This is a genomic window from Blautia sp. BCRC 81119, from assembly GCF_003184505.1.
GTDB classification, from domain to species: domain Bacteria; phylum Bacillota; class Clostridia; order Lachnospirales; family Lachnospiraceae; genus Blautia_A; species Blautia_A fusiformis.
Genome location: NZ_QJHD01000012.1, coordinates 14,989 through 31,051, shown reverse-complemented (window position 1 = coordinate 31,051; position 16,063 = coordinate 14,989). Strand labels below are relative to the sequence as shown.

General features: G+C 44.5%; 13 protein-coding genes. All 13 read right to left on the bottom strand.

The annotated features are described in order from the left end of the window. Nucleotides 1-107: 107 nt before the first annotated feature. The 13 genes from DMI82_RS08890 to DMI82_RS08835 all read right to left on the bottom strand — a co-directional run bounded on the left by DMI82_RS08890 (nucleotide 108) and on the right by DMI82_RS08835 (nucleotide 16,013). Entirely contained in the window at nucleotides 108-1,010 is a 903-nt protein-coding gene (locus DMI82_RS08890) for a hypothetical protein (protein ID WP_015542765.1), read from the bottom strand. Between the two features lie 117 nt (nucleotides 1,011-1,127). Continuing rightward, nucleotides 1,128-1,310 (bottom strand): hypothetical protein, encoded by a 183-nt coding sequence (locus DMI82_RS19755; RefSeq protein WP_059085780.1) that lies wholly within the window; start codon nucleotides 1,308-1,310, stop codon nucleotides 1,128-1,130. A 111-nt stretch (nucleotides 1,311-1,421) separates the two neighbouring features. Beyond that, entirely contained in the window at nucleotides 1,422-2,207 is a 786-nt protein-coding gene (gene srtB / locus DMI82_RS08880) for a class B sortase (protein ID WP_059085779.1), read from the bottom strand. A 68-nt stretch (nucleotides 2,208-2,275) separates the two neighbouring features. Beyond that, nucleotides 2,276-8,794: a SpaA isopeptide-forming pilin-related protein gene (locus DMI82_RS08875; protein WP_330409231.1), complete on the bottom strand. Its 6,519-nt coding sequence runs from the start codon at nucleotides 8,792-8,794 to the stop codon at nucleotides 2,276-2,278. Nucleotides 8,795-8,948: 154 nt separating this feature from the next. Then, nucleotides 8,949-10,214 carry a hypothetical protein gene (locus tag DMI82_RS08870; protein WP_110103109.1) on the bottom strand — a complete coding sequence of 422 codons (1,266 nt, stop codon included), beginning with the start codon at nucleotides 10,212-10,214 and terminating at the stop codon, nucleotides 8,949-8,951. Between the two features lie 64 nt (nucleotides 10,215-10,278). Next, the gene (locus DMI82_RS08865) at nucleotides 10,279-11,439 is read right to left on the bottom strand and encodes an ERF family protein (protein ID WP_110103108.1); all 1,161 of its coding nucleotides are present in this window, start codon (nucleotides 11,437-11,439) and stop codon (nucleotides 10,279-10,281) included. A gap of 36 nt (nucleotides 11,440-11,475) precedes the next feature. Continuing rightward, nucleotides 11,476-12,189 carry a hypothetical protein gene (locus DMI82_RS08860; RefSeq protein WP_110103107.1) on the bottom strand — a complete coding sequence of 238 codons (714 nt, stop codon included), beginning with the start codon at nucleotides 12,187-12,189 and terminating at the stop codon, nucleotides 11,476-11,478. A 16-nt stretch (nucleotides 12,190-12,205) separates the two neighbouring features. Then, complete coding sequence (locus DMI82_RS08855; RefSeq protein ID WP_110103106.1) at nucleotides 12,206-12,724, bottom strand: hypothetical protein; 519 nt, start codon at nucleotides 12,722-12,724, stop codon at nucleotides 12,206-12,208. A gap of 56 nt (nucleotides 12,725-12,780) precedes the next feature. Then, nucleotides 12,781-13,893, bottom strand: a complete 1,113-nt coding sequence (locus DMI82_RS08850; protein ID WP_110103105.1) for a hypothetical protein — start codon at nucleotides 13,891-13,893, stop codon at nucleotides 12,781-12,783. An 18-nt stretch (nucleotides 13,894-13,911) separates the two neighbouring features. Next, nucleotides 13,912-14,043 carry a hypothetical protein gene (locus tag DMI82_RS20455; protein ID WP_005423021.1) on the bottom strand — a complete coding sequence of 44 codons (132 nt, stop codon included), beginning with the start codon at nucleotides 14,041-14,043 and terminating at the stop codon, nucleotides 13,912-13,914. Nucleotides 14,044-14,519: 476 nt separating this feature from the next. After that, the gene (locus DMI82_RS08845; RefSeq protein WP_005423033.1) at nucleotides 14,520-14,747 is read right to left on the bottom strand and encodes a cold-shock protein; all 228 of its coding nucleotides are present in this window, start codon (nucleotides 14,745-14,747) and stop codon (nucleotides 14,520-14,522) included. 113 nt (nucleotides 14,748-14,860) lie between these two features. After that, a complete protein-coding gene (locus tag DMI82_RS08840) occupies nucleotides 14,861-15,364 on the bottom strand; it encodes a hypothetical protein (RefSeq protein ID WP_118050886.1) in 504 nt (167 codons plus the stop codon). Further along, nucleotides 15,324-16,013: a hypothetical protein gene (locus DMI82_RS08835; RefSeq protein WP_110103103.1), complete on the bottom strand. Its 690-nt coding sequence runs from the start codon at nucleotides 16,011-16,013 to the stop codon at nucleotides 15,324-15,326. Before DMI82_RS08835 ends, DMI82_RS08840 begins: the two co-directional genes overlap by 41 nt. Nucleotides 16,014-16,063: the final 50 nt, after the last annotated feature.

The window sequence follows — 16,063 nt, the reverse complement described above, 5'->3', positions numbered from 1 at the left end:
TTCTACAAATGTAGGAATAACTCTATTTTACCACGGTTCACGGAAATGGCAAGGGCTTTTGCACAATTTGCAAATGCCCTTGCCATTCCTGCAGCTACTGACCACTATCAGTCTATTTCTGTATAACTGCTGCCATTTTCATCACTCCATGTCCCGTCTCCATTGTCCGTAAATCCTGTACCATTTTCGTCCTGGAAATAATAATCACCATTTGTAGTTTCCGTAACCGTCACAGTATTACCGTTTGCATCCTGAAGGTCATGCTGTTCCAACGTATGTCCCAGATGATGAGTATCATCATTCAGAGCTGAGTAGGTATTTCCATTTTCGTCGGTATAAGTCTCATCCCCATTATCGGTATAGTTCATTCCATCATCTCCACGATATTCACAAGAATAATCTTTGTGAAGAATGTAATTAATCTCAATGGTATTTCCATCACTGTCAACTAATGTCATTGGTGAGGTAGAAAGGATATCGGAATCATCATTGCTGTCCGAGGATTTTGCAGAAGCATTTTCTTCTGTATCGGAGGAATCTGAATCTCCTCCTGACTTCTGACTGGCAGTATCTGTAGTTGCCTTATCAGAATCATCAGAAGAATCATCGGTCTGGTTTTCATTCTCCTGTCTGGTAAGTGAAGGATTTCCAGGATACGAAATATATTCTACAAATTTTCTGACGTCACTGATGTCATCTGCATCTTTTGCATATCCCACTGCCATATACAGGCTGTTTCCCTCTGAATAAATTGTCTGATAGCAGGCATCGTATGTGTCATTGCATTTGGCAATCCCTGTTTTGACATCCTCCAGTGAATATTTATAGATATTTACATAATCATTTCCGTTCGTATAGCTTGCATAGGTACCTTCCGTATCTGCTTTTTCCCATTCAGATCCAGCCGGCGGCTGTGTATAGAAATCGTTATTTCCTGCTGCCATAACCGTTGCAGCTGAAAAAATCCCAAGTGTTGCTACCGTCATAAGTGTCATAAATTTTGTCTTCATCGTGGATTCTCCTAGAATTTTATTTTCTACATCTGTAGAAGTTAATTGTATTCTACAACTGTAGAATACAATTGTCAATTCTTTTTTCTATATTTTTTTATCATCTCAGTTTAATTTCTATTTTTCCTTCCACTGGGCTATATAAATCCAGAGGATCTTCATCGCTTTCATAAACACGTCCTTCGCCTTCTCCAAATGATTTGCGGCATACTGGACATGATAGTCAGAACTAATATTTCTTTTTTCATTTTTCTGCAATCGTATTTCCATCAAAAGTGCCATTTTACGCCATTCTTGCAATAAAAAAAAGGTCCTCCCGGATAGACTATTATTGTTCCTGTCCATCCAGAAAGACCTGAAAATTAAAATGTTATATTTTTTAGAAATTATCCATTAAATTTCTGCAAACATTTAAATAAAATCATGGGTTTCGTTTTCTACAAACTCCCCATCTAAGAAAGCAAGATCATCCGTAGCTTCCTGTACTTCTGCTTCCTCGTCAGAATATTCTATCTGCCCACCTTTCTCTTCCTGCCTTTCACACCATATGACCAGACGTTTGGAGGCATCTGTTCCACAGGTGGAAAGCAGAAGCGTCGGGACTTCTTCCTGCGTTCCAAGTAAAAAAGCATCTCCATCTGCCGGTGTATACTCGCATTTTACGATCACAAAGATCCATACCCCTTCATCCGGAAGATACAGATAGAGGATATGGTGTTCTTTTAAAAATTTATCGCCAAGGAAATTTCGAAGTCCGCGGAACATGCTGCCATCTTTCATATTGTGACCATAAATGATGTTCTTGTCATCAGAAAAATCGGCATTGTTATCGGAATCCAGGAAAATGGCCCCTGCCACATGTTCTGTCTTCTTAAAAGTATGTGTCAGGTAATAGGAGTCATCGTTTCCCTGAACTACCGGGTAATCAATGCTGGTATCTGGGATCCGGATCCATGCAACGATATCCGGATTGATCTTTTTTAATGCCTTAAAATCAACCACGGTCTGTTTCCCATCGCTTCCGTCTGTTCCTTCTGTGTGGTCATCCTCATCTGTTTCCTTGACGTATGTACGCAGGTCTTCATATTCCTGCACACCTTCCCGGTACATAAAGTAAATGCCAAAACCGGTACATACGCAAAAACTGAGTACCATCAGGCAGACTGCCACGATCATGATTTCTTTTATGTATCTCATACAAACCTCCGATTATTCTTCCTGGAAAAAGGGCTGCCGGTAAATCGAGCAGCCCTGAACCGTATTCCTTAATTTCCTTTTTTCTTCTTATACCAGATCACGCCGCCAATGCCGCAGGCAGAAAGGACTGCCAGAAGGATCGGAAGCCAGATGTTGGTGCTGTCCCCTGTTTTCGGGCTGTTTCCTGTCGGTGTGCTACCGGAAGGGGATTTGGTGTTTTTGATCTCTTTTACGATCTCGATCACCTTGGTTTTTCCGTCTTTGTATTCAAAGCGGATCTCTTCTTTTTTGCTGCTTAATTCATAACCATTTGGTGCTTTGGTCTCTACCAGGATATATTCCACGGTTTTCTCTACTTTTCCATTTTTATAAGTAGCAATCGGAAGCTTGCCGCTTGTCGCTGTTCCGGTCTTATCCGTTACCAGTTTTTCTACGACTTTTCCGCTTTCCTTTTCACGCAGTTCAAATTCTGCTCCTGAAAGGGCTGCCTTACTGGTGGAATCGGTCTTTTTGATGACCAGTTTTCCATATGGATGTGCGTCCTTCATTTTGACTTTCTGGACTTTTCCGGTATCTTTTACCGTAAATTTCACATCTTCCGCAATGAGGTATCCATCCGGAGCCTGCTCTTCACGAAGGGTATATTCGCCTACCGGAAGTTTTTCGACCATATGCGGTTTATCCGTGGACGTCCAGCTTTCAACTTTCTTTCCATCTTTATCCAGGATGATCAGTTTTGCTCCCGGTACCTCACTGGAATCCGTAATGTCTTTCTTGCTGATTTCCACTTTGGTCACATCATCAAGCATCTGGTGTTTCTGTACTTCTTTTGTGTTTTCGACGGTAAATTCAATACTTTCCGCAGTCACATAACCATCTGCCGGCTTTGTTTCTGTCATCTTGTATTTCTTTCCTACGATAAGGCCCTTGATGATATGTGCTTCCTCTTTGGATACCCATTCATCCACCGTATTTCCATCCTCATCTGTTACCTTTAAGGATGCTCCCGGAAGTTCTTTTTTGTCCGTCAGGTCTGCTTTGGAAAGTTCTACCGTAGTCTGTTCATCTTCAAAGGTGAACGCATACTCTGCAACACTGGTTCCACTGCCCTGGTACTCAAAAGTGAATTCCTGCGGTTCCTGGTCTGTCACATAGCCATCCGGGGCGGCAAGTTCCTTAATGTAGTACCTGCTGTCAATCGGGAGATCTGCAACAAACTGGATCTTTCCATCCTCATCTGTGGTCTTCAGTTCGATCAGAGTGTCTTTCGCAAGGAGTACTTTTCCTTTTGAAGATACGATGTCGTCTGCTGCATAGAGGCCAAAGATTGCCCCGGAAAGTACTTTGTCACTGTCCTTTTCTTTTTTCAGGACTTCCACCTGTACCCTCTGGCGCGCATTCTGCCAGTCGGCACTATAAGTAACCAGAGGTGTATCCTGGTCACGGTATGTAAGATCCACATATCTTGGTTCATTATCCAGAACGTAGCCATGTGCGGTCTCTTTTTCCACGATGTAATAACGTCCAAGCGGGAGGTTATCCATCTGGGCGATACCATTTCCATCTGTTGTAATGGAGCCGACCAGTTCATCTGCCGCATAATAATCTGCACTTACCCCGTCTGCTGCACGGATGGCTTCTGCCGCGTAAACATTGAAGGTTACATCAGTCAGGTTTCCGGTCACATAGTTGAACAGGTGCTCGATCATGCCTTTTGCATTGTCAAGAAGGGATACGCTGTCTAAGAATTCCCCTTTCTTGTTTACCAGAAGTCTTGCTACCGGGACTTCATCTTCCATTTTGACTTTCTGTACTTCTGCAGTATCAGAGATCGTAAACTCTACGTCTGTTGCACGTAAGTAGCCATATGGTGCAAGCTCTTCACGCAGAATGTAAGTTTTTCCAACCTGAAGTCTCTTGATCACATGTGGGGAATCCTTTACGGATGTCCAGGAATCGATCACGTTGCCATCCTTATCCAGTACACTCATGGAAGCCCCGTCAAGTTCTGTTCCGGTCGTGATATCTGCTTTTGTTACTTCTACCGTTGTCGGCTGGTTTTTCTTCACGGATTTTAATTTGATCGTTTTTACGTCCTGGCCCTGGTATGTGGCATCAAATTCCAGGATCTCATCAGAAGATACATAACCCGCCGGTGCCTGCAGCTCTTTCACATAGTATCTGCCAAGCGGAAGATCCAGCGTAAACGCTGCCTTACCTTTTTCGTTGCTTGTGATCTCCTGAAGCAGTGTATCTGCTTTTACAATCACCTTGTCGCCGGAAGAAATTGCTTCTTTATTGTATAATCCAAAGGTTGCACCTTTTAAAGCCTTTCCGGTCTCAGCATCCCGTTTTTCCACACTCAGCTCTACTTTCTGGCGTTCATTGGAAAATTCCAGTTTTTCTTCGATCTCCGGTGTGTTCTGATCCTTATAGATAAAGGCTACTTCCTGACTGTCTGGATTTAAGACAAATCCGGCCGGTGCTTTTGTTTCTTTCACACGGTATTTTCCAAGCGGAAGGTCTTTGATAACAGCTTCCCCATTTTTATTAGTGGTCACTGTTTTTACCAGGGTATCCTTTGCATAGATCACGTGACGGTTTCCCTGCTCGTCCACCTGATGATCCGGTGTGAAAATATCTTCTGCTGCGTAGATTTCAAATTCTGCCCCTTCCAGGGAAGCTTCTTCGTATACAAAATCCTTTTTAAAGGATTTTAAGGTTTCACCGGATTTATGGATCACCAGTTTGCCCTTGACCGGATGGTTTTCATAGGTCACGGTAATGATGGCATCCCCGCTGACGGAATCCATCTGATAAGCTGTATTCTTATCAACTTTGATCTCCACATACTGGGTATTCTGGGTGTAGCCATCAGGCGCTCTCACTTCCTCAATCCTGTAATTTCCGCATTTTAAGGATTCCGGAAGAATCAGGTAACCATTTTCGTCCGTAAAATAGGATTTATGGACAACCGTATTTGGATAGGTCGTTACCTGTTCCACGTACTTTTTCGCATCCAGGTCGTACACTTTGAATTCTGTATTGGCAAGGAGGACCGGCTGTTTGGTCTCATCATCCTGTTTCACGATCTTAAGCTTTGCTTTGAACTCATCGTCCAAAAGGACTCTCCATACCTGCGGTGTGCTGCTGTTCTCGGTTACGGTTACGATAAAATCATCTACCGGCATGAAATTATGCGGTGTTGTGGTCTCACGGACAATGTAGCGTCCATAAGGAATCGGGATGCTGCACGCATAGCCGCGTTCATCGGTAAACATTTCTGTTTTTCCATCTTCCGTAAGAACGATCGGGGTCGCATTTGTAAAGTCATAGCTTCCATCGTCCTTTACAGTCAGGCTGCTGATCAGATAAGCAGAGAATCCGGCACCTTTTAAAAGGTCCGCATCGGTCTTATCATTATCCGCTGCTTTAATCAACTGGAATGGCTGTTTGATCACGTCTTCTTTGGAAACGGTATTTCGTTTTACCGTCTCTACCTGGTCTCCTTCGTAGTTACAGTTTACATCATGCTCCTCTTCGTCCAGAAGATAACCTACTGGAGGCGTGATCTCCTTCAAATAATACTTTCCAAGATACAGATTGCTTACGCTTGCTTTTCCCTCTTTATCGGTCGTCAGGGTAGCTACCTGTTCGTCCTTTTTATAAAGGACTCCGCTCCTGCCATCCGGATGGTTAATGTCTTCCCTTGCATAGAGCCCGTAAATGGCTCCTTCAAATACGGCATCTCCCTGTGCGCTGTTTCCTGTCTCGCTGTCTTCTTTTACCAGGTCGATTGTTGCATTTACACGCTTATTTGTAAAGGTATGGCTAAAGTTTACCTTTTCTTCCTTATCATTGGTGAACTTAAAAGTGAAGGTGTAAGTATCCTCACTGTTTCTAAGGTAAAGTTCCGGTGCCTGGATCTCCCGGATGCTGTAGCTGTAATTAATCGGAAGTTCCGCTTTATAAGAAGCTTTTCCATCGGCTCCGGTCGTTGCTTTTTCGATCAGGGTTCCTTTGGGAACAACGGTCTTACCATCAACTTTGATATCTTCTGCTGCATACAGCCCGTAGATGCCTCCGGAGAGCGGATTTTTTGTCTCTTCGTCCTGCTTTTCCACACGGACTGCAGCCTTCTGGCGTTCATTTAAAAATGTTGCACTGACAGTCTGCACTTCTACGGTCTGGCCTGCATACACAAGCTCAACAGTCTTAGACTCTCCTTTGCATACATAATTATCCGGAGCTTTCGTCTCGGTTACTGTGTAGGTGCCAAGATAGAGATCCTTTAACGTAACGCTTCCGTCATCTCCGGTAACCAGATTATCCTTGACAAGTGCACCTTTTTTATAGATGAGGGTGCCATCTGCCGCCTTGATATCTGCACCTGCATAAACACTGTAAACGGCTCCTTTCAATTTCCGTTTTTCGTAGGCAAAGGTCACACCATCTTCCGTGACGGTCGCTCCAGTAAGCACTTCTCCTTCTTTATAAATGGTGAGTGCACCTTTTTGCTCTTTATCCGTTAAGTTCTTGGAAGCGGTCTGCCCCACGACCAGTTTTACCCCATAGGCTTTCGTATCCAGCACATATCCGGATGGGCCTGAGATTTCACGAAGGTAAACGGTATCCTGTGTTTTGGTGATCTTTACTTCGGATTCCCCTTTTGCATTTGTTGCCGGCATTTTTTTGATAAGTTTCGTGCAGGCTTCATCTGCATAGATGCCGTAAACGGCACCTGCAAGGAGCGCGTTGCTTCCCTTATCTTTTTTGATGATCTTGACCGTTGCTTCATCCGGCCAGTCTACCTCCAGATTCAGCTCCAGTGTATCGGTATAATATCCAAAGCCGATATCCTGGCTGTTCGCCAGCTTTAAGAGCATGGCATGGAAATTAAGCGGATAGTTGGATGTGATCGCATATTTTCCTTTCAGGCTTCCAATATTCTGGGTGGTTGCTTCCAGATGGAATTTTTCACCGCCCTTTACGCTCACATTTCCGGTCCCGGTTTTTCCTGTCGTCTCATTTACAAGGGAGACCCCGTTTTCCAGATGGATCGTGATCACAAAAGCTGCGTTTGCCTTCCATGTGAAGGTCGGGCTCTGGTTTCCATTTGCAGAAGCACTGAGCCCAGGTGTCAGCTCCATGGTCGTTGGATCCGGCATCTTTGCAAGGGCTGCCTTGATCTCTTTTAACATGTTTTTGGCAGTTGTCGAAAGGGATCCTCCAAATCCGGATTCCCCGTCATATAAATAATCGACCAGATAATGCTGCATTGCACGGGTCTCGGAGGAACAGCCGTATTTTTCCATGATGGATTTGATATTATAGCCGTTGAATGTGCCGCCCCATCCGGGACCGCCATATCCGTAAAACATGGCCTTCCTTAAATAACGGTCATCGCCGCCCTCATCCAGTTCGACCATATTTTTATAAGTCGTTCCACTTGGCGGGGACTGTTTACTGTGCTGCATGCAGTATGCATAGACGGTATAAGTCTTTCCGCCTGCTTTGTAACGGATATACTTATAGGAATCATTTCCGCCCTGTCCCATAACAGAATCAAAAGGATGCAGTTTTCCATCTGAATAATAGTAATAGGTATTAGCTTCAATGTCTGTTGAATCATCCCACAAGTCTCCATCGGAAGCTGCCATGGTACTAATACCGCCCTCAGCCTGGTCATATACCACACTTAATGCAACATCATCTTCCGGCATCTCAAAGCTGAAGGAATTTGTTCCCTCATCGTAGCTTACTTCTGCATACAGAAGATCTTCGGTATTCTCTGTCTGGTTTGCTTCGACAAGACTTGTTCCCACTGCGATCAGGCTTCCCTGCGGGATATCACCGGAAAAGTTGACCGTCTCCCCCGTCTGGTAACGTCCGTCCTCGTGGTCCAGTTCAATATTGAATTCATTTCCCTGTACGATGCCAACCTGATGGCTTCCATCCTCTGGTTCCTCATCGGAAAATTCTTCTGCTTCCTCTTCTTCTGGCTCCTCCGTTTCTTCCGGCTCTTCCAGGGTTTCCGGGGCATCTTCCGGGCTTATGGTCGGGAGGACGGGGTCTGCCTCCGGTTCGTCATCGCCGCTTTCCTGTTCCTGACCGCCATTGGATCCGTCTGTTTCTGCTTCCCTTGGTGTCACCGTAATGTTTCTGGCAACCAGATAGGCTTCCCCGGATGCGGGTGTAACAAGATATACGCATTTATAGGTTCCCGCATGGTTATAATCAAATACAGTCCCGTCTTCCATTGCTGCTTTTTTCAGTTCCACATGGTCTCCGTCAGAGAGTTTCAGTCCTGTAAAATCATTCTGGATATCAAAGGCTTCCCCTTCGGTAACCATAAGCGCAAGTTCCGGATCAGCAACGGTTTCCTCTATCAGTTCCTCCTCGTTTTTCTCCGTCTGCGTTTCTGGCCGTGTTTCTGTCTGTACCTCGATCTGCGTCTCGCTCTGTGCGGAAACGCCTCCCACCTCAGCGGCGGATACTGCAGAAGCTCCCGTCTGCAAGAGCGTAGTGCAGCACAGAGCAAAAGCCATCGCACCCGCCATCCATCTTTTCTTCCAGTTTTTTTCCAAGTGCACGTTCTCCTTTCATGATCGCTTTTTTCCCTGCAGTTTTCTTTTGGTCCGTCTCTTATTTGCATCGCTTTCTCCTTTCTTCCGGCTTTTTCAGCCAGATAAAAAGGAAACTGAAAAAAATTCCAGTTTCCCTTTTATCTGACCAAACATTTTATGCCGTCTTCCTGTGTTCTTTTTCCTCTTTTTGAAGGATCCAGTCATCCACGCCTTTGTAGTGTTCCATCCAGGTACCGGATGCATCGGTATCCCAGGTGACTCTTTTGCAGGATACATTCAGTTCCTCACAGATCTCATATAGTTTTATACAGCCTTTTCGGATCATGTCCCGCTTTCTGCGCTTTTTGGGGCATTCTCCATGATACAGATAAATTCCATGTTCACATTGCCGGCACGCACTTTTTTCATCGTGCTTACAGGACAATTCCATCATTTTATCCATGTCGTAACATTCGTAAACTCTTTTTAACCCCTGCTCTTTCAGGTTTCGCAAGACAGTTTCCAGTCCTTTATGATTGGAGACTCCAGGGACTCCGATATAAGGATTTCCTGTACACATCCATGCGATCTCTGCCTTTAAGATACCTTCCGTTACGTAAACCGTGCCATCCTTTATTTTCCCAAACATTCCTGCCGGGCTGCCGCTTGATGTGCCTTTTTCTAAGCCGCTGCTGGTAAACCAGAGGTACTTCCGTTCTTTTAAAGGAACATCCAGCCGGATCTGGAATCCTATGATCCGTTCCTTCCCATCCCGGACCGGGCAAAGATACCCGTTATTCTTCCTATAAAAAGCAGCTTCCCAGTCACCATCCCGGTTGATGAAAAATCCAGGAACCCCATCCAGGCGAAATCCCTTTTTTAAGAGCTTTCTGGCAATGGCCACGGAATTCTCCTCATCCGTACTTAAAAAACCTCGTTCTTCCATCTGTCTGACCTCATTTAACGTCAGCCCACGCAGGAGAAGGTTCCTCCGGTGTGTTTCCTTAAGCTTAAGAAAAGTGAGCATTTCCTTATATACATGGTCCCGGTAATCCCATTCCTCTTCCGTAAGGGAAATGCGTTTCTTTTTAGAAACGATAGAAGCGAACCCATTTCGTGTCGTGGACTGCTGTCTTTTATCCGTTCCAGAAAAAGAAAGTGCCTGCTTTATCTCCCGGTAGGCTTCTTTATACCGGTTTCTCCCGTAAATGCCGGATAGTTCCGCATACAGTGTCAGCATGTTTCCGGCTGCCCCGCAATGATAGCAATGGTAAACATTCTTCAGTTCTCCATTTTTGCGGATGCAAAAACTGCATTTTCCTCTTAAATCCCCGCAAAAAGGACATTCCACCGGAAATTCGTCCTGGTAAGAATCACTCAGTCTTCGGATTGACAAAAGATCTGCTACTTCTGCGATCGTAAACGATTCTCTGGCATACATGCCTTCCTCCTCTTCATAAAAGATGGCCCCGTTCCCGGAGCCACCTCAAACTATTTCTCTGTTTTCAGGCTGCTTTTTGCATTTCCTTTTCATGATCCAAAAGAATCTTCGCAGCTTTCTGTATTTCCTGATTCTGGCCTTTGTAACGCTGTACCAGCCATTTGATCGTCTGGTAACCTCTGGCATCCTGCATCATTTCCCCAAGAGGGGTCCCGGCATAGACACCAAAATTGCAGATAACCTTTTCTGCCCATTTCACTTCATCCTCTGCATCCTCTTCGTGAGCCATATCCTCCAACACTTCCTCTGCAGTCTCTTCTGGTGTTTCTTCCTCTTCTTCTGCATCAAAAGAAATCTCATCATCTTCGTCAAATGGAACTTCATCCGTTTCTTCTACTGCACGGAAACCGTCTGCATCCGTCTCGGCAGTAATTTCCTCATCTACGGAGATTTCCTCGGTCTGAACCGGATTTTCCGCTTTGGTTTCTTCAGCGGAAAATTCTTCCAGTCCGCTTTCACTTTCTTCCATTCCAAAAGTCATCTGTCCAGGAAGGTTTTCTTCTGTATCCGTCACTGCATATTCCACTTTTACAGTACCTTCTGATATGGCATTTCCATCACGCAGTTTTTTACGGTCCGTTTTCTTTTCCCTGACCGATTCCGTTTGCTCCTGCTTTGCTGTGGTTTCTTTTCTTTCTGTCTTTTCCTGTTTCTTTTTCGGCTTTTCCGGTTTTACGGAAGCTTCCTGCTTCGGCATTTCTTCTTTTTCCGTCCCACGCATGTCCGGATCGTCTATTCCAGATGCCTGCATGATGTTGAATTTATTTAAGAAATAATACTTCAGGCCATACGTCCATGCCGCACCTTTTGCTTTATCCGGTGCTTCATTGGTTCCAATGACATGCAAAAAGCTCCGTACCTTGTCTCCCGGACGGTCAGCATTGGTCCAGCACAGCTCCAGGTCAGCCTCATATCTCCAGAGTGCTCCCATTTCCTTTAAAAACACGGAATTGCCCTGTTCGTCCATCTGTGTCGGCCTTTCACTTAAGATGTCAAAATCGACCCCGTATTTATTAAGGGCCGGTGTCAGGCATTCATAGATATCATCCAGTTTTACAAAATCATAAGTAACGTCCTCACTGTACCGTTTGCGGATCAGCTTCGGCACCTTTCTTCTAATCCTGATCATCTTCTGGTTCAGATTCATGTAATTGTATTTACCCATATTATTCGTTTCCTCCTGATTTTTTCATTTTTTATACTAAGCAGAACGCGGAAGGCTTACCTCTGGCCCTGTCCCAGTCTTTTTTAACATTTCTTCCATTTCCTCCCGGATACATCCGATACAGATCTTCTTTTTTGAAATCTCCGGAAGTTTTTCAAGCAGCCACTTCTGGGCGAAAAGCTCTGCTGCCCGCTGTGGGTTGCTTAAATATTCCAGAAACATCCAGTCAGAAAATTCCCACTTCATATCCGCAAAATGAAACTGCGGCTGATAGATCAGATCCTCCGGCCGCTTTCCTTTTTTAATAAAACGGTCTGCATTTAGCTGGATATAAACCCTGCTGATCTCCGGGATCATCTGTGCAGCTGCATACCCGCCTTTTAACAAAAGTTCATCCCATTGTTCCCGGATAAGTTTCTTTCCAATGCGGCTTATCTGTGTTTCCAGTTTCGGGATCAGATCCTCACGCACAGGAAAACCAAAATCATCCGGTATCCCGATCGGCTTCAGAAAAAGATCTTCTGCTTCATAAAGGGAATACTCCGGCATGTGGATCACGGCACACCAGTTCCGGTCTGTTTTTCTGTTTTCCTTTAAACAGTCAAAGAAAAAGAAACAGTTTCCATATCTTGCCTTTATAAACAGCTGTCCGGAAAATTCTTTTACTTCACAATCCGGCGATTTCAGCCATGCGATCAGTTTTTCTGCCTCCCTGCTCTCTTTTAACCAGTCCGGAAGTTTTCTATCCATCACATACCTCCGTAATTTAGATATATGGCAGGGAATACCTGGAATACACCATCTTTGCCTGTTTTAAAAATGCAGAGCCTTTTTCTGCCTTTGCAAACCATTCCACGAAAAACCGTGTCAGGTTCTGCTGCAGTGTCCGGTGGGTATCAAGGGCATAATCCACAAATTCCCCATATCCGTCCATACTTCCTGCAAGCAGGTAGCAGGTAAACATTTTTGCCATCTGCTCTTCATCTGAAGGATTGATTTCCATTTCCTCTGCACCTTCATACACCAGGCGCACCCTTTCTGGCTGTTCCTTTACATGCAGACACAGATCATCGGCCATCAGTTTCGATGCTTCGTTTCGAAGGTCGTAATATCTGACCTCTGAAAGACCTTTTAGCCAGGCAAAGCCAAGATACGTGTAATTGTCTTTTATTTCCTGCTGCTCTTTTGCCATGGACTCCATAAATTTTTTGTGTCCGGTGGGATGGCAGTTCAAGTATTCATCTACCAGCAGCCTTGCCACATCTTTTCCATTCGTAACCTTCATGTTTTCCTCCCATCAAAAAAAGACAGTCCATGCTGTCTCCATTCTTTTAAATCCTGTTAGTATTTTACAGTGCCAGGAATATCATATTCATGCCAGCGTTTTGACACACAGCCGGCAATTTTTTCTTCCAGAGCTAAAAGTCCTCTCTCATTCGTCTTTTCCTGCCTTGCAATGATAATGGATTCACAGATCCCGCAGTAGATCTCGTATGCGCTGCATGGCTCATTCCCGGTAGTAGCCTTAAACTGCTCCACGGTTTCTGCAAGCAGTTTTTTTCCAAATCCCGCCTGCTTCATGATCCCAGCCATGGCATTTGCCGGATGCTCGATCCAGATATCACACAGCCGCATGACCCCTTTTAAGACTTCCCGGTAGTAATCAAAGATCGACTCTATGTTTTCCGTGAAATCTTCCATTCCTTTACAGTTTTTGTGCGTAACCTTCAGGGCATTGCCAAGGATCACATTTCTTGTCGGCTCCTGCAGGGAATAAAAAATATTCGCTCCGGACACACCAACGTCTGACGTAGTGATCCGTACAACTGCTTTTATGTCCTTATCGGTCTTTCTTCCATAATTCTGCATCAGTTCCTTATAAACATCTGTAAGTTTCGTATCTTCCAGCTGCCAGGACGCCGTAACAGAATAATGATCTGCATAGCCGTTTAAAAACGTTGCCTTCTCATAGTCCCCATGGATATATGCCGAGGTAACCATGTACATATCCGGCATGGATATGATGGCATAATCTTTTTCATCACCAGACAGGACTGCCCTTATTTTTCCTTCACAGAAACGGATCAGTGCTCTTCCTCTTGCAACCTTCAGGCATTTATTCAAGATCTCTGCCAGTGTTTTCTTATCGACATCTGCCAGGGCTTTGCCATCAATCCTGGCCCGTCCTTTCAACGATTTGATTGCTGAATTTCCTATATAACAGATCCTCTCGGGCAGGATAAGAACCAGCCTGGAATGAGATAAAGTATCTTTTTCCAGTGCTTCCAGGGAAATGCCCGGAACCTCTGTGCAGGTTTCCTCTCCTGCTGCTGCCACCTTTAATTTCTTACTGGTGATCCGGATCCATTCTGCCCGGCTGTCTATCTCTTCCAGATACTCGCACAGTTCCTTTTCTGTCCGGAACTCCTTATAAAAGTCATCTTTATAATACATAATGTCCGCCTTTCCACGCTAGCTGAAAATCCGGACTTCAACAGCCTGTATCTTTCCATCTTCGATGCAAAACACATAGCCGTCTTCTGCCATCTCCATAAGCATTCCAATTTCCAGTGCATTTGCGTTTTCCCATTTAATTGTCTCCATAATCGACCCTCCTGATTTTACAATGTGTTTTCTTTTTTTGATGTTTTTAAGGTATTTCTTTTTGCAGTTTCCTTAACTGCCAGTTTCATTCGTGCTCCTCCTTTCTGCTTTTTATGCAATAAAAAAAGACACAAAAAGAATCTTCTTTCCTTCTTGCATCTTCCTTATATTTTGCATATCCATTTTTTCTCATTAAGGGCAAGACCGCCCCAAAGTGTTTCTTCCGGAATGTCCGGAACTAAAGAATAACCACAGTCTTTTATAGACTGTTAAATTATTTTTCATTTAAAGACTACCACAACATTTTGTGGTTGTCAATTAATTTTAACTATATATTGTGTTATTGTGTGAGTTATCTTTATTATTCTGCTACATGTTGTGACAGGCGGCATGATACCGCCTGTCTTTTCATCCGTCTGCATAAGTGCATGTATCTGAGGGGAATAGGTAATCTGTGCATGCACTATGAAAACGTCTTACTCAGCGTTTGGATCCGCCGGGGAAATATTTTTGGCAAGGCTTCGCCCATTGGCATCCGTCCCTGCTTCAAAAAGGACCGGCTGGCCACCGCTTAATTTCCGGTATCCATCCATCTGGATCTCCGAAAAGTGGGCGAAATAATCAATCCCGTCTTCACCGGTGATAAAGCCGTATCCTTTCTGTGCGCTGAACCATTTCACGGTTCCCTGTAGTGTTTCTGACATATCCTTCTCTCCTTTGCTGTATTTCCCGCAATAGTCTTTTGCGGAAACAGGGCAGCATGGAATCGAACCATGCCTGGTGCTCCCCTCCCTGCTATAAAAGGAATCTCTTCCTCTTATATTTCTTCGTTTCCCAAAAAAGTACCGTTATTGAGTGCTGCATCCACCCGGCGAATTCCTACCAGCTTCTTTTCATTTATGCCAAAATAAAACCGGTAACGTTTTCCCTCCAAAACTTTTACGTTTTTATCCAGCAAAAGTTCACTCTGCCGTCCGGCCGGATCACTTACCCGGATCTTCCGTAATCTTGCAAAGGGATTTTTCCCGTCTATCCCGGTTACCAGCCCTTCCACGATTTCATAGGTCTTTTTATCCGCGGTGCGGAAAATAAGATATGTTCTTATAAATCCGATAATCCCAAGCAGGAAAGACCAGAAAATAAAAGTTTTATCTTTCATCCATGTTCCCATAAATGATCCGAAAAGCAGGATAAAAAGAGACAGGATACCATATCGCTGGATCCTGTCCTTAAAAAAATCCGGTATATTCTGATAACGTGTGCCAAAATCTTCCAAGCATCTATACAGCCTGTGCCAATACGGATGTTCCGTTTGCTTCAAGGCAGTCCTCCCTTCTTATGTTGTCGATCACAAGCTGTTTCTTATAGTAAAGCTGCGCTACGCGGCTTATAAATTCCCGTTGTATCTGTTCCTGGAGGGAATCTGCTAAATGGGGTTCCCTGCTTTTTGCCTCTTCCTTTAAACATTTCAGGTGGCAGGAAACATCCCCTTCTCTTTGAAGATAGGAAAGTAGCTGGTATTCCTCTTCTGTAAGCAGCGGCTTTTTAAAGGCCCTCAGTGAAAACTTCAGTCCTTTTCCCATGGAAAGGGATTCCATAAAATGTTTCATGCGTTCCGCCGGTGAAAAGATCATGGGAGCCATGACTGACCGGCTGATAATGCTGTATACAGCTTCCTCTCTGGTACATCCTTCTGTCAGCACAACCAGGCCCCGCTTTACCAGACGGTTCAGGCAAAACTGAAAATCCTCTTTGTCCGCCCATTCCTGTGCCTGTTTTTCTCCAAGGCTAAATACAAGAAGACGATGCATCTGGGAATGGACCTTATCCTCTTCACAGAAAGACCAGGTGAGCGCAGCCCACAAAATAGTTTCCATTTCTGTAAGTACTTTTTCTTCCCCATCTACCCAGACACAAAACCTTCCATCTGCATCATCTTTTTTCATTCCGATTGCTGTATACCATCTCATGACATTTCCTCCTTGTCATTTTCACTCTTTCTAATCTCTGCTTCTGATCT

Excerpts from the sequence above, each read along its gene's own strand:
- DMI82_RS08850 (WP_110103105.1), bottom strand. The coding sequence starts at position 13,893 with ATGTATTATAAAGATGACTTTTATAAGGAGTTCCGGACAGAAAAGGAA.
- DMI82_RS08870 (WP_110103109.1), bottom strand. The coding sequence starts at position 10,214 with ATGTATGCCAGAGAATCGTTTACGATCGCAGAAGTAGCAGATCTTTTG.
- DMI82_RS08855 (WP_110103106.1), bottom strand. The coding sequence starts at position 12,724 with ATGAAGGTTACGAATGGAAAAGATGTGGCAAGGCTGCTGGTAGATGAA.
- srtB (WP_059085779.1), bottom strand. The coding sequence starts at position 2,207 with ATGAGATACATAAAAGAAATCATGATCGTGGCAGTCTGCCTGATGGTA.
- DMI82_RS08845 (WP_005423033.1), bottom strand. The coding sequence starts at position 14,747 with ATGTCAGAAACACTACAGGGAACCGTGAAATGGTTCAGCGCACAGAAA.
- DMI82_RS20455 (WP_005423021.1), bottom strand. The coding sequence starts at position 14,043 with ATGGAGACAATTAAATGGGAAAACGCAAATGCACTGGAAATTGGAATG.
- DMI82_RS08865 (WP_110103108.1), bottom strand. The coding sequence starts at position 11,439 with ATGGGTAAATACAATTACATGAATCTGAACCAGAAGATGATCAGGATT.
- DMI82_RS08835 (WP_110103103.1), bottom strand. The coding sequence starts at position 16,013 with ATGAGATGGTATACAGCAATCGGAATGAAAAAAGATGATGCAGATGGA.
- DMI82_RS08860 (WP_110103107.1), bottom strand. The coding sequence starts at position 12,189 with ATGGATAGAAAACTTCCGGACTGGTTAAAAGAGAGCAGGGAGGCAGAA.
- DMI82_RS08890 (WP_015542765.1), bottom strand. The coding sequence starts at position 1,010 with ATGAAGACAAAATTTATGACACTTATGACGGTAGCAACACTTGGGATT.